At 63.2% G+C, this 20,918-nt stretch carries 14 protein-coding genes and 1 tRNA gene; 8 read left to right on the top strand and 7 right to left on the bottom strand.

Annotated elements, in window-relative coordinates:
- The first annotated feature begins 248 nt into the window (after window positions 1-248).
- The 3 genes from K3758_RS06925 to K3758_RS06915 all read left to right on the top strand — a co-directional run bounded on the left by K3758_RS06925 (window position 249) and on the right by K3758_RS06915 (window position 5,178).
- A complete protein-coding gene (locus K3758_RS06925) occupies window positions 249-1,379 on the top strand; it encodes a metallophosphoesterase (RefSeq protein ID WP_259949124.1) in 1,131 nt (376 codons plus the stop codon).
- Window positions 1,376-3,976 (top strand): AAA family ATPase, encoded by a 2,601-nt coding sequence (locus tag K3758_RS06920; protein ID WP_259949113.1) that lies wholly within the window; start codon window positions 1,376-1,378, stop codon window positions 3,974-3,976. Before K3758_RS06925 ends, K3758_RS06920 begins: the two co-directional genes overlap by 4 nt.
- Before the next feature lie 95 nt (window positions 3,977-4,071).
- The gene (locus K3758_RS06915; RefSeq protein WP_259949111.1) at window positions 4,072-5,178 is read left to right on the top strand and encodes an AI-2E family transporter; all 1,107 of its coding nucleotides are present in this window, start codon (window positions 4,072-4,074) and stop codon (window positions 5,176-5,178) included.
- 6 nt (window positions 5,179-5,184) lie between these two features.
- On the opposite strand, the gene K3758_RS06910 is transcribed toward K3758_RS06915, so the two are convergent.
- The 3 genes from K3758_RS06910 to K3758_RS06900 all read right to left on the bottom strand — a co-directional run bounded on the left by K3758_RS06910 (window position 5,185) and on the right by K3758_RS06900 (window position 8,326).
- A complete protein-coding gene (locus K3758_RS06910; protein ID WP_259949109.1) occupies window positions 5,185-6,585 on the bottom strand; it encodes a TRAP transporter large permease in 1,401 nt (466 codons plus the stop codon).
- Window positions 6,585-7,214: a TRAP transporter small permease subunit gene (locus tag K3758_RS06905; RefSeq protein WP_067622382.1), complete on the bottom strand. Its 630-nt coding sequence runs from the start codon at window positions 7,212-7,214 to the stop codon at window positions 6,585-6,587. The genes K3758_RS06910 and K3758_RS06905 overlap by 1 nt, the downstream gene beginning before the upstream one ends.
- Window positions 7,215-7,309: 95 nt before the next feature.
- A complete protein-coding gene (locus K3758_RS06900; protein WP_259949107.1) occupies window positions 7,310-8,326 on the bottom strand; it encodes a C4-dicarboxylate TRAP transporter substrate-binding protein in 1,017 nt (338 codons plus the stop codon).
- A 348-nt stretch (window positions 8,327-8,674) separates the two neighbouring features.
- On the opposite strand from K3758_RS06900, the gene acs reads away from it, so the two are divergent.
- Both acs and K3758_RS06890 read left to right on the top strand, forming a co-directional pair.
- On the top strand, window positions 8,675-10,630 hold the full coding sequence (acs, locus tag K3758_RS06895) for an acetate--CoA ligase (protein ID WP_259949096.1): 1,956 nt from the start codon (window positions 8,675-8,677) through the stop codon (window positions 10,628-10,630).
- Window positions 10,631-10,688: 58 nt separating this feature from the next.
- Window positions 10,689-11,261 carry an MOSC domain-containing protein gene (locus tag K3758_RS06890; protein ID WP_259949093.1) on the top strand — a complete coding sequence of 191 codons (573 nt, stop codon included), beginning with the start codon at window positions 10,689-10,691 and terminating at the stop codon, window positions 11,259-11,261.
- 86 nt (window positions 11,262-11,347) lie between these two features.
- On the opposite strand, the gene K3758_RS06885 is transcribed toward K3758_RS06890, so the two are convergent.
- Window positions 11,348-11,854: a DUF992 domain-containing protein gene (locus K3758_RS06885; protein WP_120350712.1), complete on the bottom strand. Its 507-nt coding sequence runs from the start codon at window positions 11,852-11,854 to the stop codon at window positions 11,348-11,350.
- Between the two features lie 263 nt (window positions 11,855-12,117).
- Here K3758_RS06885 and K3758_RS06880 point away from each other — a divergent pair, with 263 nt between their 5' ends.
- Window positions 12,118-12,654: a flavin reductase family protein gene (locus tag K3758_RS06880; protein ID WP_409202620.1), complete on the top strand. Its 537-nt coding sequence runs from the start codon at window positions 12,118-12,120 to the stop codon at window positions 12,652-12,654.
- Between the two features lie 36 nt (window positions 12,655-12,690).
- Here K3758_RS06880 and K3758_RS06875 read toward each other — a convergent pair whose 3' ends face one another.
- The 3 genes from K3758_RS06875 to K3758_RS06865 all read right to left on the bottom strand — a co-directional run bounded on the left by K3758_RS06875 (window position 12,691) and on the right by K3758_RS06865 (window position 19,225).
- Window positions 12,691-17,031: a translocation/assembly module TamB domain-containing protein gene (locus K3758_RS06875; RefSeq protein ID WP_259949087.1), complete on the bottom strand. Its 4,341-nt coding sequence runs from the start codon at window positions 17,029-17,031 to the stop codon at window positions 12,691-12,693.
- On the bottom strand, window positions 17,031-18,845 hold the full coding sequence (locus K3758_RS06870) for an autotransporter assembly complex family protein (RefSeq protein ID WP_120350709.1): 1,815 nt from the start codon (window positions 18,843-18,845) through the stop codon (window positions 17,031-17,033). Before K3758_RS06870 ends, K3758_RS06875 begins: the two co-directional genes overlap by 1 nt.
- 294 nt (window positions 18,846-19,139) lie before the next feature.
- Window positions 19,140-19,225: transfer RNA gene (locus K3758_RS06865), tRNA-Leu, on the bottom strand.
- A gap of 220 nt (window positions 19,226-19,445) precedes the next feature.
- Between K3758_RS06865 and K3758_RS06860 the strand changes: the two genes are divergently transcribed.
- Together K3758_RS06860 and lipB are read left to right on the top strand one after the other, a co-directional pair.
- Window positions 19,446-20,129 carry a DsbA family oxidoreductase gene (locus K3758_RS06860; protein WP_259949084.1) on the top strand — a complete coding sequence of 228 codons (684 nt, stop codon included), beginning with the start codon at window positions 19,446-19,448 and terminating at the stop codon, window positions 20,127-20,129.
- A 46-nt stretch (window positions 20,130-20,175) separates the two neighbouring features.
- Window positions 20,176-20,856, top strand: coding sequence for a lipoyl(octanoyl) transferase LipB (gene lipB / locus K3758_RS06855; RefSeq protein WP_259949081.1), 681 nt, complete (start codon window positions 20,176-20,178; stop codon window positions 20,854-20,856).
- Window positions 20,857-20,918: the final 62 nt, after the last annotated feature.

The following is a 20,918-nucleotide window of genomic DNA, read 5'->3' as shown; positions in this document are numbered from 1 at the left end:
GAAATTTTTGGGTCTGGGCGGCGGGCGCCGCTGCGTCTCAAACGCGCGTCACGCATATGTAGCCCGCAATCCCTGCAGAACCAGAACCTCGCGCAGATTTTGCAACGTCTTGCACTCTGCGCTGAGTTTGCGATGAATGGAGCCGCTGCGCGTATCTGGCTCAACGGGCCGCGCAGCCGATCAACCATTGCCCTTTTTTCTCATTTCCACCCACGTGCCCCTTTCTCAAAGCCATTCAGGACCACCGCATGACATTCCGCTTCATCCACGCGTCTGACCTGCATATCGGGCGCAAGTTCGCCAATATCCCACAAGCGGCGGATGGCAACATCCGGGGGCGTCTGATGGAAGCGCGGCATGGGGCCATCGCCAAACTTGCCCAAGCCGCGCGGGATCACGGGGCGGCGCATGTGCTCTTGGCGGGCGATACATTCGACACTGCGACACCTTCGGCCGCCGTGCTGCGGCAGGCCCTGACCGCCATGGGCGAGGCGGCAGAGGTGACATGGTGGATCCTCCCCGGCAACCACGACAATCTGCGCGATGCCGAACCCCTGTGGGAGGTGATCCACCGCGATGCCCCTGCCAATCTGCGCGCCCTCACCGATGCTGCCCCGGTTGAGATCAGCACGGATGCCAGCCTGTTGCCCTGCCCCGTGGCCTTTCGCGCGGGCGCCAGCGATCCGAGCGCCCCTTTGGACAAGATGCAAAGCCCCGAGGGGCATCTGCGCATCGGCCTCGCCCACGGCGGCGTCACCGATTTCACCGACAGCGGAGAGGCGATTGCGCCTGACCGGGACCAGCGCGCGGGGTTGGACTATCTCGCCCTTGGCGATTGGCACGGGCGGATGGCCGTTTCGGACCGGGTGCAATACTGCGGCACGCCAGAGCAGGATCGTTTCAAACACGGGCGACGGGGCGTCTGCCTTGCGGTTGAGGTTGCAGGCCCCGGCGCTGCCCCCAAGGTGAATGAGATCGAAACCGGCAGTTTCCTATGGTCCGAGGCCGAGCTTGCGCTTCATCCCCGCCAAGACGCGGCGGCGGCATTGCAGGCCCTGCTGCCCGCTGCGGGCCGCCGGGATCACCTGCTGCGCGTCAAAGCAGGGGGCTGGGCGGGCCTTCCCGATCGCGCAGCGCTAGCCCGCGCGGCCCAGGCCTGCGCCCCCGATTTCGCGCATTTCGAACTGGTGACCGAAGGTTTGGGTACGCAATATGAGGCCGCAGACCTTGATGAGATCGACCGCGGCGGTGCCCTGCGCATGGCGGCGGATACCTTGGTGAACGAGGCACAATCCGACACCCTGCCCCAGTCCGAGCGTGACGTGGCCGCCGATGCCCTCGCCCGGCTTCATGCCTATGTGCAGGGGGCGAAAGCATGAAAATCCGCGCCATCACCCTCAACAACGTCCGCCGCTTCACCGACCCCGCGCAAGTGACCGGAATAGGCGACGGGATCAATGTCTTGAGCGAGCCGAACGAGCACGGCAAATCCACGCTGTTCGACGCGATACAGGCGCTGTTCTTCAAACCCTTCGGCTCCCGCGACAAAGAGGTCGCCGCCCTGCGCCCCCATGCGGGCGGCGCGCCGGAGGTGACCATCGAGGTCGAAACCGACGAGGGGCGCTTTGCCGTTCACAAGCGGTGGTTCCAAAAGCCCCTTGCCACCGTGCACCGCGATGGCAGGCTGATCGCACAGTCGGATGAGGCCGAGGCATGGATCGCGCAGCTTTTGGGCGGGGATGCGGGCGGGCCGTCGGGGCTGATCTGGGTCCGTCAGGGCATGACCGCGCTGACCGGCGGCTCCACCAAAGAAGAAAAGCTCGCACTGGAGGCGCGGCGTGATCTAATGACCTCGGTCGGCGCCGAGGTCGAAGCGATGACCGGCGGGCGGCGCATGGACAAGGCGCTGGCACAATGCCGCGACGAGCTGGCCCAGTATGCCACCGGCACCGGACGCCCGCGCACCGGCGGAGCGTGGAAAGAGGCCCAAGATCAAGTGGAGGCGCTACAGGCCACGCGCGACCAACTGGCGGCCACCGCGCGAGAGTTGCAGGACGCTTTGGCCGAGCGTCAGCGGGCACGGCGGGCCTTGGCCGACCTCGAAGCGCCTGAGGTGGTCGAAGAACGCCGCCAAAAGCTTGAGGCCGCCCGCACCGCCCATGACGCCGCCACCCGCCACGCGGAAGAACTGGAAACCCTTGACCGGGCCGTGGACCTCGCGCGTCTCACCGCTGAAAGCGCCACATCACGGCTCGACAGCTACCGCGCCGGAGAGGTCGAGCAAAAGACCGCCCGCGCCGCCGAAGCCACAGCCCGCAAAGCCGCAGAGGCCGCCCGCAGCACCCTATCTGAACGCCGCGCCGCGCTTGACACCGCAGAGGCCGCCGCCACAGAGGCCCGCGCCGCCCTCAAAACCGCCGAGGACCAACACCGCCAAGCCCTGCGGGCGCGCGCCGCGCGGGACGGCGCAGACCGTCGCCGCGCGCTTGAGGATCGCATCAAAGAGGCCGAAGAGGCCCGCCGCCGGATGGAGACCGCCGGTGCCGCCGCCCAATCCGGCCCGGACGCCGCCACGATGCAGCGGCTTGAAACCCTCTCTGCCGAACTCTCCGCCAGCCGCGCCGCCCGCGATGCCGCGGCCCCCCAAGTGATTGTCCGCTACGCCCCCGGCCAATCGGGCAGCATCCACAGCGACAGCGGGCCGTTGGCGGAGGGCACCCCCCTGCCGCTTCCGCGCAGCACCACCCTGCGGATCGATGGTATCGGCAGCTTAGAAATCCACCCGGGCGCGGAGGGTGCAGAGGACGGCACAGTCGAAACCGCAGCCGCCAGCCTGCAAGCCGCGCTCGACCAGATCGGCGCGGCTGACCTGGCCGGGGCCCGCGCCGCCGCCGCGGCCCGTGTGGAAGCCGCCGCGCATCAGGGAGAGGCCAAGGCCGTTCTCAACAGCCTCGCCCCTGAGGGGATCGACGCGCTGCACCAAGCCCTCGCCGCCATTCCGGCCTCGGAGGAGGTTTCCGACGCACCTGATCTTGCGCACGCCGAAGACGCCCTCGAAACTGCGCAGGCCGGGCATGAGACGTGCCGGATCGCGCGGGAGACGGCAGCCGAGGCGCTGGCCGATGCCAAGGCCGATGCCGCGGTCAAAGACGCACAGCTCGCCTCGCTCAGCGATCGGTTGCAGCGCGCCGAGGCGCAGCAGGCCAAGCTGGGCGATGTCACGGAAGACGCGCTTGCCAGTCAAGCCGCCAGCACCGCCGCCGCGCTGGAGGCCGCACGCCTGTCCCACGCCGAAAAGGCCAAAGACGCGCCAGATGCGGCCAGCCTTCGGGCCGCCCTCACCCGCGCGGAATCGGTTGAGGCGCAAGCCCGAGAGGAAGTCGCCCGCCTGCGGCCCCTGCTGGCGCGGCTCAGCGAACGCATCACCCGCGCCTCTGGCGACGCGGTGGAGGAACGCCTCGCCGAGACCGAAGACCAATTGCAGGCCGCCGAAGAGACCCTCGCGCGGATCGCCCATGAGGTTGCGGTGCTCACCCGGCTGGAAGGCGCTTTGCAAGACGCGCGGAACGAGGCGCGAGAGCGGTACTTCACCCCCATCGTCAAAGAACTCAAACCGCTGCTGCAGCTCCTTTGGCCCGATGCTGAGCTGACATGGGGCGAGGAATCGCTGCTGCCGCACGCGCTGATCCGCGAAGGTCGCGAAGAGCCGATCGACGTCCTTTCAGGCGGCACGCAGGAACAGGTGGCGCTTTTGGTACGGCTGGCCTTTGCGCGGATGCTGGCCCGCGCGGGACGTATCGCGCCGGTGATCTTGGACGACGCGCTGGTCTTTACCGATGACGACCGGATCGAGCGGATGTTCGACGCGCTGCACCGGCAGGCCAGCGATATGCAGATCATCGTTCTGACCTGCCGCCAACGCGCCTTTCGTGCCCTTGGCGGACAGGCTTTGCGGCTGCAAACGGTGGACCCATAGAATTAACCGCAACAAGTGCCCTGCGTGAATGAACTTTTCCCTCCGTCCCGCGTTGGCTTCGTAGCATCTGCGCAGGGCATGTTGGGGGGAATACATTGAACGATATCGCCGCGATCAGACGGCTGTTGGAAGTGCTGGTACTGATCGCCCTCTTCGTGACTGCCTATTTCGCCAAGGATTTGCTGCTGCCGATCCTGCTTGGTTTCCTCCTCGCGCTGACGCTCAGCCCGCTGATCCGCTCCTTTGAAAAATTCGGCATCTCGCCTCCGCTGGGGGCTGTGCTGCTGATTGGCTTTGTCGGGCTGATCATCTTTGTGCTGGCCGGGCTGTCGGCGGGCACCGTGGCCACGTGGTCGGATGAAATCCCCTCAATGGGCAATGAGATACAGCGCAAGCTGCAAGGCTGGATGAAGACGGTAGAGGATGTCCGCTCTGCCACGGAACAGGTCGAAAAGATCGGCGCAGATAACGGCGCCAGCAAACCCGAAGAGGTGGTGGTCAAACAGCCGGGCCTGCTCGACAATGCCATGAACACCGGCGCGCGGATCGGCGGCACGGTGGCCGTCGCCCTTGTGCTAGCGCTGTTCCTGCTGGCCTCGGGCGATCTATTTTATCTCAAGCTGGTTCAGTCGTTCCAGACCTTCACCGGCAAGAAGCGCGCGCTAAAGGCGGTCTATGACGTTGAGCGCCGCGTGTCGCGCTACCTGCTGACCATCACCATCATCAACGCGGGGCTTGGCGTCTCTGTTGGGCTTTACCTCTTCGCGCTTGGACTGCCTGTTCCTTATGTCTGGGGCTTGGCGGCGTTCTTGCTGAACTTCCTGCCCTATATCGGCGGGGTGATCGGCGCGGTGCTGGTGGGGGCCTATGCCATCGCGACATTCGACAGCGTCGGCTATGCGATCCTTGCCCCCGTCGGCTATCAGATCCTCACCGGGATCGAGGGGCAGTTCATCACGCCCTACCTTGTGGGGCGTCGGTTGGAGTTGAACACCGTTGCCGTATTCCTCACCGTGGTCTTTTGGGGCTGGCTTTGGGGGATTGCAGGCGCGCTGGTGGCGGTGCCCTTCCTCGTGGTCTTCAAGGTGATTTGCGAGAACGTCACCGCGCTCAACATGATCGGGCATTTTCTGGATAAATCCGCCCCCGATGTGGCGGCAACCGCGGCGGATGAACCCGCCGCGGAAAAGCCCGGTGGCTAAAGCTGCCTAGCCCGCGAGGGACGGCAGCCAAAGCACGATCTGCGGGAAGGCCACAAGCAAGCCGATGGTCACCGCGTCGGCGATGAAGAAGGGCATCACGCCGCGGAACACGTCCTGCACGCTGAGGTCGGGGCGCACGCCCGCGACGACAAAGCAGTTGAGGCCAATGGGCGGGGTGATCAGACAGAACTCTGCCATCTTCACCACCAGAATGCCGAACCAGATCGCGCACATCGGGCCGGACATGCCAAAGGCACTGTCAGCAGCCGAGACGAACTCGCCCCCGTTGAGCGCCATCACCGCCGGGTAAACCACCGGCAGGGTCAGCAGCAGCATGCCAATGGCGTCCATGAACATGCCCAGCACCGCATAGGCCAGCAGGATGCAGATCAAGATGATCATCGGCGAGGTTTCAAGCGATGAGATCCAATCGGCAAAGGCACCCGGCAGATCGGCGAAACCGAGGAAGCGCACATAGATCAGCACGCCCCAGATGATGGTGAAGATCATCACCGTCAGCTTGGCCGTCTCCAGCAGTGCGTCCTTCAACTCCGCCAGTCGCATCCCACGGAAGACCGCCATGCAAAAGACGATAAACGCACCAACCGCGCCGCCTTCGGTCGGGGTGCCCCATGCGTCGCCAAAGGGGTTGTAGACGAAGAAGATGATGATCACGACCACCGCGACAATCGGCAGAGCGGCAGGCAGAGAGGCAAAGCGCTCACGCCATGTGAAGCCGGTCACCGGCGGGCCGACGTTCTTCCAGATCATGGCGATGCCGATGATCAACACCGCATAGACCACCGCCGAAAAGGCACCGGGGATAAAGCCAGCCAGCAGCAGCTTGCCCACGTCCTGCTCAACGATGATCGCATAGATCACCAAGATCGCCGAGGGCGGGATCAGCGAGGCCAATGTGCCCCCTGCCGCCACGACACCCGCCGCGAATTGCTTGTTATAGCCAATCTTGAGCATCTCGGGGATGGCGATCCGCGCGAAAACCGCAGCGGTGGCGACGGACGCGCCCGACACAGCCGCAAAGCCTGCGGTCGCAAAAACGGTCGAGACCGCCAAACCGCCCGGCACCCAAGCGAACCAGCGCTTCGCGGCTTCGAAAATCGCTTTGGTCAGACCGGCGTAATAGGCCAAGAAACCGATCAGGATGAAGGTGGGGATGAGTGAGAGTGTCTGGCTCGACACTTTCGAGTGCGGCACCTGCCCGGCGGTCTTGATCGCGACGGTCAGCGCCCAGCCAAGCTGGTCCCACTCCATGCCCTTCTTGGCCCAGAAAATCCAGATAAGGCCGATAAGCCCAGCCATGGCGGCGGCAAAGGCCACCCGCATGCCAAGCACCACCATAAGCAGCATGCCGCCCGAGACCCAAAGGCCGATTTCAATAGGATCCATCAGTCACGTCCATCCAGTTGTTCGGCCTCGGCCATTGCTTGTTCTGCCGCCGATTGCACCAGCGGCACGGCCACGGGGCGTTCCAGCCCCAGCACCAAGGCCCGGCCATAGCCCCAAATCTGCAGACAAAGCCGCAGAGAGATCACAGCAAAGGCAAGTGGCACCACCAGTTTGCTGGGCCAGATCGGCAGGCCGATGTCGATCGAGCTATCACGGCTCCACATCGGGGCGGCCATGTCAAAGCTGCGGTCGAAATGCGCCCAAGCGCCCCACGTCAGTGCCAGCATCAAAAGCAGGATCAGCACCACAGACAGCAGTTCCGCCGCCCAAAGCGCGCGGCCCTTAAGCTGGCCGATCAGAATGTCCATGCGCACATGCCCGCCCATACGTTGGGTATAGGCGATGCCCATGATGGCGATGAACGGCATGGCCGCTTCGATCCAGTCGACATAGCCCGCCAGTGGCGTGGAAAAGAACTTGCGCCCCCCCACGGACCAAACGGCCAGCACCATCAACATGAAAACGGCAATCCCCGAGATCAGGGCAAAGAAGGTCTCCAGTTTCAGCAGGCCCCGGTCGAGGCGGCTGAGGAGGCTGCTGTCCTCCAGCACGGCGGATGATCCGGCCATCGGCTCTCCTTTTCAGAAAGTCTGTTTGTTACGTCATTAAAGTCGAAAGGGCCGCGCGGTTTGCCGCACGGCCCTCTAAGTCATGCGCGCAAGGCTTAGTTCGACGCGCGTTCTTTTTCCAGCGTTTCCATCACGAGGTCATAGAGTTCCTGACCCGGAATGCCTTGGGCTTCCATGTCTTTGATCCATGCTTCGCGCGCAGGATCAGCCGCTTTGGCTTTGAACTCGGCGATCACCTCGGGGGAAAATTCGACCTTCTCGACGCCCTTTTCTTCAAGAACGGAATCCCACCGCTCAAGCAGTTCGCCGTAGTTGGCAAGGTAGTGATCCAGCGCCTCATCGACAGAGCCGTCAAGCGCTTCGCGCTCTGCGTCGCTCAGCGCTTCATAGGCGTCGATGTTTACCACAACGGGGCAGTTCACGGTGCCGGGGTTGAGGTTTGCAGTCCACCAATCGGCTTTGTTGATCGTGCCAAAGCTGAGGTGCGCGTGCTGGGCGAAGGCCACAGTGTCGACAACACCGGATTCCATCGCGTTATAGGCTTCCGAAGAGGTCACGGATGTCGGCACACCGCCCACGGCTTCGAATGCTTTGCCCAGACCGCCGGTGGCGCGCACGCGCATGCCGTCAAAGTCTTCCAACGTGGTGCGCGGATCGCCGGTGCCGACAAGGTTGTACTGCGGCATGGGCGAGGTCATGAGCATCTTGGCGTTCCACTGCGCCATCTCTTTGGCGACGGCAGGGTGGTCATAGACGGCACGGCTGACCGCGACTTCTTCTTCAAGGTTGCTGACGCCAAGGAAGGGCAGTTCCAGCACGGTGATCGCGCGGTTCTTGTCGGCGTGGTAGCCGGCGCAGAACTGGGCCATCTCGAAGGCACCGATGGAGATACCGTCGAGGTTCTCACGGTTCTTGGACAGGCCGCCGTAGCTGACGTTGATGGTGAATTCGCCGTTGGTCTTTTCGCTCACCAGTTCGGCGATCTTTTCGACATGCTCGGTGAAGGCGCGGCGCTTGCCCCAGACGGAGGCGTTCCATTCGGTCGCGGCAGCTTCGCCGACGAAGGCAACGCTCAGCGCACAGGCGGCTGCACCGCTCAGCAAATTTTTCATGATATCTCTCCCTAGATGCCCGCCCTTAGTGAGCGGATTGGCGCACAGGCTACCCCGAGGGGACAGGCCTGCCAACCCCGTCATGCCGCGCAAATACGGCAGCCGCAAGACAGTTGGGCAAGGTTTGACTGCCAAGGCTTTGAAAAAGCGCGTCATTCCCCGATACAGATCGGAAAATTTACAGATACCCCGCCAATCGGGAAAAACCTTTACAGGCAAGCCCTTGTATTCCAGTTGCTTATTCACTTCTTTTCACGGGCCGCTATGATCCAGCTCAGGAGGAGGCCACGGCAGCCGGGTGAGATCTGCGCCCCGTGGCAAGACGCGAACATCAAGGGAGGAACCACCATGTCCGACGCCACCGCAAAGACCTATCCGCCATCCGCCGACATGGCCGCCCGCGCCCATGTGGATGCCCAGACCTATGACAAGATGTACACTGCTTCGGTCACCGACACCGAGGCGTTCTGGCGCGAACAGGCGCAGCGGATCGACTGGATCAAACCCTTTACCCAGGTGCGCGATGTGAACTTTGACCTTGGGTCGGTCAGCATCAATTGGTTCGCGGATGGCGAGTTGAACGTCAGCGCCAATTGCATCGACCGCCACCTTGAGACGCGCGGCGATCAGACCGCGATCATTTGGGAGCCGGACAGCCCCGAGGACGCGGCCAAACACATCAGCTACCGCGAATTGCACAGCGCCACCTGCCGCATGGCCAATGTGCTGCGCGATCTGGGCGTGGGCAAAGGCGACCGCGTCATCATCTACATGCCGATGATCCCCGAAGCCGCCTATGCCATGTTGGCCTGCGCGCGGATCGGCGCGATCCATTCCATCGTCTTCGCCGGGTTCTCACCGGATGCGCTGGCCGCCCGCGTCAACGGCTGCGAAGCCAAGGTCGTGATCACCGCGGATGAGGCCCCGCGCGGCGGCAAGGCCACCCCGCTCAAAGCCAATGCCGACAAGGCGCTGGCGCAATGCGACGCCAGTGTGCAATGCCTCGTGGTGCGCCGCACCGGGGGGGATGTGGCATGGAACGACGCCCGCGACCGCGATTACAACGTACTGGCCGAGCAGGCCGCCGACACCTGCGAGCCGACAGCCGTGGGGGCCGAAGACCCGCTGTTCATCCTCTATACCTCTGGCTCCACCGGCCAGCCCAAGGGCGTGGTCCATAGCACCGGCGGCTATCTCACCTATGCCGCGCTGACCCATGAGGTGACCTTTGATTACCACGATGGCGATGTTTATTGGTGCACTGCGGACGTGGGCTGGGTCACCGGGCACAGCTATATCGTCTATGGCCCGCTGGCCAATGGTGCGACCACGCTGATGTTCGAAGGCGTGCCGACCTACCCCGACGCCAGCCGTTTCTGGCAGGTCTGCGAAAAGCACAAGGTTACCCAGTTCTACACCGCCCCCACCGCCATCCGCGCGCTGATGGGCCAAGGCAAGGAATTCGTCACGAAAAGCGACCTGTCGTCGCTGCGCATCCTTGGCACCGTGGGCGAGCCGATCAACCCCGAGGCATGGAACTGGTACCATGATGTCGTCGGCCAAGGCCGCTGCCCCATCGTCGACACTTGGTGGCAGACCGAAACAGGCGGTCACCTGATGACCCCCCTGCCCGGCGCGCATGACATGAAACCGGGGGCCGCGATGAAACCGTTCTTCGGGATCAAACCCGTGGTGCTCGACCCAACCTCGGGTCAAGAGATTGAGGGCAACCCTGCCGAAGGCGTGCTTTGCATCGCGGACAGTTGGCCGGGCCAGATGCGCACCGTCTGGGGCGATCACGAGCGGTTCGAGAAAACCTATTTTGCGGATTATCCCGGCTACTATTTCACCGGCGATGGCTGCAAACGCGATGCCGATGGCGACTACTGGATCACGGGCCGCGTCGATGATGTGATCAACGTCTCGGGCCACCGCATGGGCACCGCCGAGGTCGAAAGCGCGCTGGTCGCCCATGACAAAGTCGCCGAAGCCGCCGTGGTCGGCTACCCGCATGAGGTCAAAGGTCAGGGCATCTATTGCTATGTCACATTGATGAGCGGTGAAGAGCCTTCCGATGATCTGCGCAGCGAACTGCGCAACTGGGTCCGGCAAGAGATTGGCCCCATCGCCTCGCCCGATCTGATTCAATGGGCGCCCGGCCTGCCGAAAACCCGCTCGGGCAAGATCATGCGCCGCATCCTGCGCAAGATCGCCGAAAACGATTATGGCGCCTTGGGGGATACATCGACGCTGGCGGATCCCAGCGTGGTGGATGATCTTATCGACAACCGAATGAACCGCTAAAGCGCGGCATGGCGCGGGTGGCTGCCCGCCCCCGCGCCGTGCCCTAAGAAAGAGAGACATGGACCAAACCGCCCCCCAGATACTGCCGCCCGCCACAGCAGCGGAATGTGACGCCGCCCTGCCAAATATCCTCGCCGCGCCCAAAGACGGGGCCGTCATAGAACAGCTCTGTTTCCGCTCTGATTACGGCTTGCGAGACCACCCCGATCATCTGGACCTGACCGTAGGCGAAGGCATCCGTGGCGAGCGTTGGACCAAGAAACCTTGGCTAACCCTGCCCGATGGCAGCCCCGACCCGCGGATACAGGTTTCGATCCTGCCCAAACGCATCATGGACCTGTGCTGGCGTGACCGCGCAAACACGCCCCACCCCGGCGATACGATGATCGTTGACATGGACCTTGGCCATGAGAATCTGCCCGTCGGCACACGGCTACAGGCCGGATCGGCGGTGCTAGAGGTGAGCGACAAGTTCAATACCGGCTGCACCAAATGGCGCGACAGATATGGCCAAGACAGCCTGCGCTGGATCAACCGAAAGGAAAACCGCCTCCACCGCCTGCGCGGTATCCTGTGCAAGATCGTGCAGGATGGCACCGTGCGGGTCGGCGATCAGCTCGTTAAACTTTGAGGCTTGGCAAAGAGCAAAGGCCGCCCCAATAGGACGGCCTTACGTTCATTTCATATTTGTAAGCTCGGCTCTCGCCTTGCGCGGGCTTAGCCTTCGACGCGCTGCAGGTTGATCTCACCCACGCCCACTGCAAAGTTCACGCCGGTCTGGGTGTTCACGCTCAGCGGCTGAAGCGCCAGAGTGTTTTCCGAGCCACCTGTCATCAGGTTGGCACCTGCGCCGACACCAACGGTCGCCTCGGCGGAAACGCCTTTGTAGCTGCCGTTCAGACCGCCTTCGTAATATTCCTGCTCAGTCGGGGCCAACACCAGCCAAGACATCTGGCCGTTTTGGGTCTTGCCGATATCGACGCCCCAGCGGTTGATCTCACCCACATAGGTCTCATCTTCGAGACCTTCTTCGATGGGGTTGAAGGTACAGGTCAGCTCACGGGTGGAGCCAAAGATAAAGCCGGTGCCATCGCCCACATCGCAAGACAGCGACCCGATTTCAGCGTGGTCTACGGTCTCATTGTCATCGGCCATCGCGGTGGAACCGAAAGCGGTGGCGCTCAACAAAGCGGCGCCGAGGGTCAGTTTGGTTGCATGCATCATCTTTAGTCACTTTCCGGCGCGGCGTTGCGCGCCTTTTCTGCTTTGAACGGCATTCGGGTGCCTTGGACAGGCGGCGCAGATGACCTGCCCCGCCCCTTTCAGACAGCCAGCATCGACACCAGGTAGGGGCCGATGATGCCTCTCATCGCAGACCCAACGCCCATCCCCGGCTGGGGTTCCTGCCCGTGATCACAGGGGCGAAATACCGCGCAGGGTGACGGGGCACGCAACGCCCCGGCACCGCTGGACAAATCAGCCGCTACATGGCACCGCTTGTCGCTATGAGTGATGATCTGATCCCCTTCTCGCCCGACAGCGGCGATGCCCCTGCCCTGCGCCGCGCCTTTGGGCGTTTCGGCACCGGCGTGACCGTGGTGACCGTGAAAACCGCACAGGGCCCCTTGGGGATGACCGCGAATTCCTTCGCCTCGGTCTCGCTCGAGCCGCCCTTGGTGCTGTGGTCGCCTGCGATCTCATCCAAACGGCACGACAGTTTCACCTCGGCCGCATCGTTCTGCATCCATGTCCTTGGCGCGGATCAAGAGTATTTGGCCCAGCGGTTCGCCGGGCAAGGTCACGACTTTTCCGGTTTCGACTGGACCGAAGATGCCGCAGGCGTGCCGACCTTTTCGGGCTGCCTTGCCCGGTTTCACTGCAACACCTACGCCGTGCATCCGGCGGGCGATCATTCGCTGATTTTGGGCCATGTGCAGCAGGTTGCCCTGCGCGAGGATGGCGCGGCGGGGCTGATGTTCGACCAAGGCCGCTATGGCCAATTTACCCCGCGCGACGCGGATTAAACGCGGCCAAGGGCGCCCCGCAAGGCGCCCCCGTTCTTAGTAATCCCGCTCAAAAAAGATGCCGATGCTGCTGTCGCCATCCGAGCCAAGCGTGCCCTTGGCTGTCAGGCTTTCGGTAATGTCGAGGTTAAGGGAAACTTCGCCAGTCCCGTCAGAGGCCGCCGTGACATCGGTATAGACATTGTCGGTCAGGTATTTCCCAAGCCGCAGCGCCGTTGCACCATCGTCGGTGGTGGTCACATCCAGATCGTCCAAGCCAAAGCCTTCGCGCAGGTTGCCGATCACCCCTTCACCGCCACGGCCCGCGAGGGTCGCCACCGCACTGGCCAATTGCAGCGCTTGGAAGGCCGAGATTTCCGAGATGTTGCGACCAAAGAGCAGTTGCGACAGCACCTCATCCTGCGGTGCGGCGGGCGTGGATTCAAAGGTCACCTCAGGCTCATTCGCAGGGCCGCTAACGATGACACGCACCTCGCCCGCTTCGGTATCGGTTGAGGTCACGAAGCGGATATAGGGGATGAAATCGCCCTGAAACTGGACCGAGCCTTCGTCGAGCAAGAAGCGTTTGCCCAAGATATCCAGCCGCCCCCGGATCAGCTCAAACCGCCCGGCAGAGATGATCCGATTGGTGGTGCCGCTGAGATTAAGCGAGCCGCCCAGTTCCGCATCAAGCCCGCGCCCGCGCACGAAAATCCGGTTGGGCGCGTTCAATTGCAGGTTCAGTCCAAATCCGGGGCCAGAGGCATCCTCAGCAGGGTTTTCTCCCGCCTCGGCCCCCTCCAGCCCGGCCTTGCGCCGGGTTGCCAGAACATCGGCGGGCGCGTTGACATGGGTGATCTGCGGAATGTCCCCGATTGAGGTCAGCCCCGTTGCGGGCACCTGAATATTGGTCTCGCCCGCGTTGATCACCCCTGTGATCTGCGCCCCACCGCTTAAGGGGCCTGCAAGCCGCAGGTCGCCGTTCAGCGTGGTGCTGTAAAGGCTTGGGTCCGCATAGACGAGATTGCGCAGGGTCACGCTGATATCCGCAGGCAAGGCCGGTGTCAGGGTGATCGCCCCCGCCACACGCAGCTCTCCGCCGTCGACTGCCTGACCGGTCACGTTCAACTGTGCCCGGTTGTTGCCAAGCTGGATATCCGCATTGATCCCGCGCAGCGCCACGCGCAGGTTCGGCGCGGTGAACGTCGCGCCGTTGGTGGTGATGCGCCCGCTGACCGACGACAGCGCCGCCGGGCCGTTGATTTGCAAGTCAAACTGCGCCTGCCCCTGCAAGTTGCGCGGGGCAAGGAAGGGACGCGACAGGCCAAGCGGCGCGTTGCCCGCGATATCAAGGTTCAGCGTCCCATCGGGGTTCACCAATCCAGCCACGGTTGCCTGCGTGCCGGCGGGGCCGTTGGCATTGGTATCAATCCGCCATGCCTCCCCCTCGCGCCGGGCCGAGCCTGCGACGCTCAGCGGGCCGTTCACCTGATCCACCAAGGCGCCGATGTCGGGCATGTTCAGCTGGAAATCGACCGCCGCATTGGGGCCTGTCACCAAGCCTTCGACCGTCGCCCGCGCGCCATAGGGGCCGCTGGCGCTTGCATCAAGCACCACACCCGCTTCGGTCTGGCGCGCCACGCCATTCGCGGCGAAAGAACCCGTGACGCTGGGCACCAGCGGGTTCACGTTGGGAACGGAGACGTCGAACCGCATTGAGACCTCACCGGTGACCAGCCCTTCGACCATGGCCCTGCTGCCATAGGGGCCGTTGGCGCTCACATCCACGGCGATCCCGTCTTCTGTTTGACGGATGTCGCCCGTGGCCGAAAGCGGACCGTTCACACCGGGGGCGATGGGGCTAAGGTCGGGCACCGACAGATCAAAGTTGAGCGCCATATTCGGGCCGGTTGCCAGACCTTCGACCACGGCGCTGCTGCCGTAGGGGCCGCTCGCGGCGAGATCCACGGCAATGCCGTCCTCTTGCTGGCGGACGGTGCCCTGCGCGGCAAGCGGCCCGTTGACGCCGGGGGCCAGCGGGCTGACATCCGGCAAGGTCAGGTCAAAGCGCAGCGCCATGTCAGGGCCGGTTGCCAGCCCTTCCAGCGCAACGCGACTATCGTAGGGGCCATTGGCGATGGTATCGACGACAAACCCCTGTTCGGTCTGCTCCAACGTGCCACTGGCCTCAACCCCGCCGTTGATCTGCGGCACGAGAGGTTGGATATCGGGCAACGACAGGTCAAAGGCCACATCCACACGCGGCGTGACCAGCCCCCTGACCGAGGCCTGCGCATCAAGCGGGCCGCTGGCGTCGGTGTTGATCTCCCAGCCCTGTGGTGTCTGGCGCAACTCGCCCTTGGCCGTGACAGGCCCGGTGATATCCGCGTCGGGTACGAAATCTTCGATCCGTGGGATATCTGCGGTGAAATCGATCTGCGCGTCCTCGCCCGTGGCCAAGCCCGACACGGTCAGCGCCGCGTCATAGGGGCCATCGGTGACCGCATCGACGACCCAGCCGCGCGTCTCTTGCACCGCTGTCGCCTTGACCGCGATGGGGCCTTCGTATTGCGGCAGAACCAGCCCGACATCGGCGAGCGTAAAGTCCAAAGCCGCGCGGCTGTCTTCGCTGCGCAACTCGACATTGCCGGTCAAATCAATCGCGTCGTTCTTGAGGTCCAGATCACGAAGATAAGTCCCGGTTTCGTTGCGCTTTGCGACCATGCTGAGGCTGGTGCGCCCCGCCAGAACCGCATCGGCCTGTTCGATCCCGATCTCAAGGTCATCCGTCCCGCCCGCAATCGCCAGATCGAACATACCGCCCAAAGGCGTGACCGTCCCGTTCAGCGCCAGTGCCGTGGCGCCCGCGATATCGCGGCCCGCCAGCGCGGAAAAGCGACTGATATCCTGCGCTTCGAGCGTCATCTTCAACTGCGTGAGCAGCCCGGTATCCACCCCGTCGATCGCCGCCTCGCCGGTCAGGCCATAGTCTTCTCCCGACAGGGTCAGCCCGTTGATCTCAATCGGTTCTCCTTCGACGAAACGGATTTCGGCGCTGCCGGTGATCGCGTCCCCAATGGCCTCGGCACTGGCCGGATCGGTCAGCGACAGCCCCTCGGTGGCAAAGGTCACATCGCCAAGGAATTGGCCCAAACTGCCAAGGTTGCCTTCGAGGATCCCATCAAGCGCCAGTTGCGTTTGCGCGATTTGCAGCGCGCCCGTGTCCAGCCCGGTGATGTCGAACGCACTGTCAAAGCGGTCGCCATCGGCGGCATCGTAGTCCACGCGAAGGGTCACGGCCTCTACGCGCGTGCCCTCACCCGAAATCGGCAACAGGGTCGAAGTGCCATCGGGGTTTGCGATCCGGCCAGAGATGTCGATCAGGGTCGGCCACTTCTCTTGGTTCAGCGTGACCTGCCCCTCAAGATCGACGGAATTCGCCGCAAGGGCAAAGCTGCTGACCTCAACGGCACCGTTGCTTTCAAGCAGCGCATCCAGCGCCAGCCGCACGTCTTCCCCGAAAAATTCGCGGTAGCGCGGAGCAAGCAGCGCGGTGATGTCGCCGCCGATATCGGCCTGAATGCGACGGTCAGGGGTTTCGCTGGCGCGGCGTGGGGCCTGCGTGCCAAGGGTCACCTGTCCGGCCAAACGCTCTTGCCCATCGGTGGCGATGGTCACATCGGTCGCAAAATCATCCAGCGGGCCCGCGCCTTCGACGGTCATCTGCACCGAAGGCTGCCCCGGCAGGTTCAGCAGTTTCGAGGCGATGCCTTCGGGGTCTTCGGTCAGGTTCAGCAGCAGATCCAGCACGTTTTCCGTGCGGTCGAAATCGGCCTGAATGTCGAACTCACCCTTTTTGCCATCGGTGCGGCGGGCCTGAAAATCGACAATACCGACCGTATCGGTCAGCCGCGCATTGGCACGGACCGAAAGCTGCGCGGCCTCACCCAAAATGGGCTCGCCCAGATTGATCTCATCAACGGAAAAGTCTGCGATTTCAATGGAGACGGGCAGATCGGGCAAGGCAAAGGGTTTGGCCTCGGCATCGGGCAGATCGACCTCATTGCTGACCGGCAGACGCTCGACATCCAGCCGCCCGGCGGTGAGCTGTTCAACCTCCAGCCGCCCGCGCAGCAGGGCCGAGCGGTTCCAATCCAGCACCACCTCTTCCAACGTCAGCCAGATGCCATCGTCGTCCGAAATCGTCATCCGGTCAAAGGAGGCTGCTGAACTCAGCGCCCCCGAGAACCCATCGATGCTGACGGTGCGGCCCGCGCCACTCAGCGCATCCTGAATGGTCCGGGTGAGAAAGCCCTTGTCATCATCCTGCGCAATAGCCGGTGTGAGGCAGGCCAGATAAACAAAGCTGGCGGTGAGAATCTGCAAAAACTGTCGCATTAAAACGCCTGTCCAATCCCGATATAGACTTGGAAATCTTCATCAACTTCCGGCCCCGAGGTGGGCACGGCCACATCCAGACGGATCGGCCCTATGCCAGTGGCATAGCGCAGCCCCAGCCCCGCGCCGGAGTGCCAAGTCCCCGACCCGTCGTAAAATTCCTCAGACCCGATATAGCCCGCATCGGCAAAGCCCACGACGCCAATCTTCTCGGTCAGGGCCACGCGCGCTTCTGCCGAGAGGCCGACAAAGCTGCGCCCGCCCACGGTGTCGCCGCTTGCCAGATCAACGCCGAGCGACTGATAGGGCTGCCCGCGCACGGTGCCGCCCCCGCCAGAGTAAAACAGGTAATCAGCAGGCGCCTCGGAAAGGTCCGGCCCGGCGACAGAGCCAAGCTGCCCCCGGAAGGCCAGTGTCACGGGGCGTTCGGTTCCAAAGCTGCGGTAGTAACGCGCATCAAAATAGGTCCGCAGACCGCTTTCAGACCCCGACAGCGCGACGAAGGGCGTGATATTAGCGTCGATATAATAGCCCTCGGTCGCGTCCAGTTCCTTGTCGCGGTAGTCGAACTCGGCCCCCAGCGGCAGGGTCAGCAGGGTGTATTGGTTGGTGCCAAAGGCATCCTCTGTCTCGGCCACACGCAGGCCAAGGCCCGCGGAATAGGTGCGGTTTTGGTTGGCGATCCGCTCAATCCCCGCTTCCAGATCCAACTGACGGGAGAAGTAATTCACCTCATCGAGCTGCTCTAGCGTGGCCAGCGCATAGAAATCGGTATCTTCGTTAAAGGTCGCCGGACGCTCGAACCGGGCGGAGAGCGTATAGTCTTCGCCGCCTGAGTTGCCGCCGATGCCTTCGATCTCTGCCGACAAGCGCAGTCGTTCGGCCCCGCCCAACAGATTGCGGTGCAGCCAGAAGGTGCTGAGCGTCAGCCCTTCGAGCGAGGACAGTTCCGCGCCAAACCCAAAGCGGCGCTTGGGCGCTTCTGTCACCTGCGCGGCAATGGGCAGCGTGTCATTTGGGCCAATCCGATCCGCTTCGATCAGGGCCACGGCATCAAAAGCGCCGGTGCGGCGCAGCCGTTCGGTGGCCAGTTCCAACTCTTCGGGAGAGAAGACCTCTCCCTCCGGCAGGCCCGCGATCTCAATCAGGCGGGCGGTGCGCACGTCTTCGTTGCCGGTCACGGTCAGCGCACCAAAGCGCAGCTTTGGTCCCGGGGCGATCCGCAAGGCAGCGTCGATCTGCCGTTCACGGTGTTTGGCCACAAGATCCTGATCGGCCAATTCCGCCTTTGCGTGGCCCACATCGCGCCAGCCGCTGACCCCGGCCGAGACGGTTTCCTTGAGCACACCAAGGCTCGCAGTTTCGCCGCTGGCGAAACCCTCCGGCAGTTCGGTACCGGGGGCAACAGGCGCGATACGGGCCGCGCCAAAGCGGAACTTTGGCCCCGGGTCCACGGTGATCACGGCGCGGTCGATGCGGCGCGGCGGCTGCACCGGGGGAATCGCGGCGGCATCGACGCCGTCCAATGTGATTTTAAGCGTCGGCCCGAAATACCCATTGTCGTAAAGCAGCGCCAAAAGCCTGCCATAGTCCGCCTGCGCTGCGGCGACCAATTCCTGCGGCGTGGCCGGTTCGGCATCTTCATCGGTTTGCTCGGCCAGCAGCGACCCGTCGCGCAGGGTGGCATAAAGCTCTGAATCATCGTCGATACCGGTGATGGCCAGTTCTGCCGCCTGCGCCGCAGCCCCCCCACCAAGAAGAAGTCCAAGAGCGAGACAATACGCCGCCCCTTGAGTCTGCCCTTGTTGCGCCACGCGCTACCCTCCTTGCGTTTCGTCACCCCGGTTTTCGCGCCGGTTTTCCTTAGCCCGCTCAGCACGCGCCTTTTTCTCATCAACCGTTAAACGGCATTGCCGCCTTGGCTGCAAACATTCTGCCGGGGCAATAGCGGTATGAGAGCCCTCTTCGCCCGCCTCGCACAGAAGCGGACCGCAAAATCGGCAAAATTCCGCGCAGCAAAGTGTAGTCTGCACGCAAAGAGAGACGAGGGCTGAAACGAGTTTTCTTTTTGGGTGATCCAACCATCGCTTTGCCATTGCAAAGCATGGTGGTGCGGTCGGAGAGACTCGAACTCTCACGGGTGTTACCCCACAGCGACCTCAACGCTGCGCGTCTACCATTCCGCCACGACCGCACGCCATGGTTGGTGGGCGGGGTTTAGCCAAAGACCAGGGGCTTGTGAAGAGGCAATCGGCAAAATTTTTCAGCGAGTTTCAGAAACCGGGTTAAGCCCCTATTTTCCCGCGGCCACTTCGCTGATCACAATCCCTTTAATGCCCTGCAATCTGACACCTCAGACGTTGAAACGCCGCGTCCGGCAAGCCATCTGTGGACCAAGCAACAAGGAACACTTCATGCCCGCAGATACCGCCACGCCTTCAACTGACGCCCCCACCGTGCAGATCGACATCGTGTCGGATGTCATGTGCCCTTGGTGTATCGTTGGCTATAAACAACTGGAACAAGCGCTCGGCGCGGTCGGCGTGGGCGCATATCTGCGCTGGCATCCCTTTGAGTTGAACCCGCAGATGCCAGCCGAAGGCCAAAACATGGCCGAACATCTGGCCGAGAAATATGGATCCACCCCCGCGCAATCGGTCGAGAATCGCAAGCGGCTGTCCCAGATGGGCAGCGACTTGGGCTTTGCCTTCAACTTTTCCGACGACACGCGGATGCAAAATACATTCGCCGCGCATCAGTTGCTCACTTGGGCGCAGGCCAAGGGGCTGCAACACCCGCTCAAAATGGCGCTCTTCGATGCGCATTTCACGCAAGGGCACAATGTGAATGATCCCGACGTGCTGGCCGATGTCGCGGCCTCCGTCGGGCTGGACCGCACCGAGGCGCTGGAGGTGCTTAGCAGCGGCAGCTTCGCCGAACAAACCCGCGAAGCACAGCAATTCTGGACCTCCCGCGGCATTTCCGGCGTGCCGTCGATGATTTTTGAGGGCAAATACCTCGTTACCGGAGCACAGGGGGCCGATAATTATGCCCAGATGCTCCGCAAGGTTCTGGAAGAACGTGACGCCGCCGCCTAACGCAGAGCCTCTGGCGGTGCGGCGCGGGTCTTGCTAAGGCATCCCTATGGTTGAATGGATCATCAGCGACGGCTTGACCGATTACCGCACCGCCGAGACGTGGATGGAGGCGCGCGCCACCGCCATCGCCGCGGGCGAAGCCGAGGAATGCATCTGGCTGGTAGAGCACCCCCCGCTCTACACCGCGGGCACCTCGGCGCGGGCCGAAGACCTGACAGAGCCGGACCGCTTTCCCGTCTACCCCACCCGGCGCGGCGGGCAGTACACCTATCACGGACCGGGCCAGCGCGTGGCCTATGTGATGCTGAACGTCGCCGCACGGGGCCGCGATGTCCGCTGTTTCGTGCGCCAGCTTGAGAATTGGGTGATCGCCACATTGGATGAATTCAACCTGCGCGGCGAGGTTCGCCCCGGGCGTGTCGGCGTTTGGGTACAGCGGCCCGACAAACCCGCCCAGCCCGATGGCAGCCCCGCCGAAGACAAGATTGCCGCGATTGGAATCAGGCTGCGCAAATGGGTCAGCTTTCACGGCATCAGCATCAATGTAGAGCCGGAGCTCAGCCATTTTGGCGGCATCGTGCCCTGCGGCATCACGAACCATGGGGTGACCTCGCTGGTCGATCTGGGCCTGCCCGTCACAATGGACGATGTCGATCTGGCCCTGCGCGCCACCTTCGATGATGTCTTTGCCAATGACCCCTCTGGCAGTTGCGACATCGCCTCCTGAGAGAGGCAAAGCGCGCGCCAAGCGGCGTTAGAACCCGAATATACGTCGATAGCCGCAGCGGA

Origin of the sequence: Sulfitobacter sp. W002, from assembly GCF_025142135.1 — a bacterium.
GTDB classification, from domain to species: domain Bacteria; phylum Pseudomonadota; class Alphaproteobacteria; order Rhodobacterales; family Rhodobacteraceae; genus Sulfitobacter; species Sulfitobacter profundi.
Note: the sequence above shows the minus strand (reverse complement) of the source record. Positions and strands in the feature narration are given on the sequence as shown.

Excerpts from the sequence above, each read along its gene's own strand:
- K3758_RS06885 (WP_120350712.1), bottom strand. The coding sequence starts at position 11,854 with ATGATGCATGCAACCAAACTGACCCTCGGCGCCGCTTTGTTGAGCGCC.
- K3758_RS06920 (WP_259949113.1), top strand. The coding sequence starts at position 1,376 with ATGAAAATCCGCGCCATCACCCTCAACAACGTCCGCCGCTTCACCGAC.
- K3758_RS06925 (WP_259949124.1), top strand. The coding sequence starts at position 249 with ATGACATTCCGCTTCATCCACGCGTCTGACCTGCATATCGGGCGCAAG.
- K3758_RS06875 (WP_259949087.1), bottom strand. The coding sequence starts at position 17,031 with ATGCGACAGTTTTTGCAGATTCTCACCGCCAGCTTTGTTTATCTGGCC.
- K3758_RS06890 (WP_259949093.1), top strand. The coding sequence starts at position 10,689 with ATGGACCAAACCGCCCCCCAGATACTGCCGCCCGCCACAGCAGCGGAA.
- acs (WP_259949096.1), top strand. The coding sequence starts at position 8,675 with ATGTCCGACGCCACCGCAAAGACCTATCCGCCATCCGCCGACATGGCC.
- K3758_RS06880 (WP_409202620.1), top strand. The coding sequence starts at position 12,118 with ATGGCACCGCTTGTCGCTATGAGTGATGATCTGATCCCCTTCTCGCCC.
- K3758_RS06910 (WP_259949109.1), bottom strand. The coding sequence starts at position 6,585 with ATGGATCCTATTGAAATCGGCCTTTGGGTCTCGGGCGGCATGCTGCTT.
- K3758_RS06900 (WP_259949107.1), bottom strand. The coding sequence starts at position 8,326 with ATGAAAAATTTGCTGAGCGGTGCAGCCGCCTGTGCGCTGAGCGTTGCC.
- K3758_RS06860 (WP_259949084.1), top strand. The coding sequence starts at position 19,446 with ATGCCCGCAGATACCGCCACGCCTTCAACTGACGCCCCCACCGTGCAG.
- lipB (WP_259949081.1), top strand. The coding sequence starts at position 20,176 with ATGGTTGAATGGATCATCAGCGACGGCTTGACCGATTACCGCACCGCC.
- K3758_RS06905 (WP_067622382.1), bottom strand. The coding sequence starts at position 7,214 with ATGGCCGGATCATCCGCCGTGCTGGAGGACAGCAGCCTCCTCAGCCGC.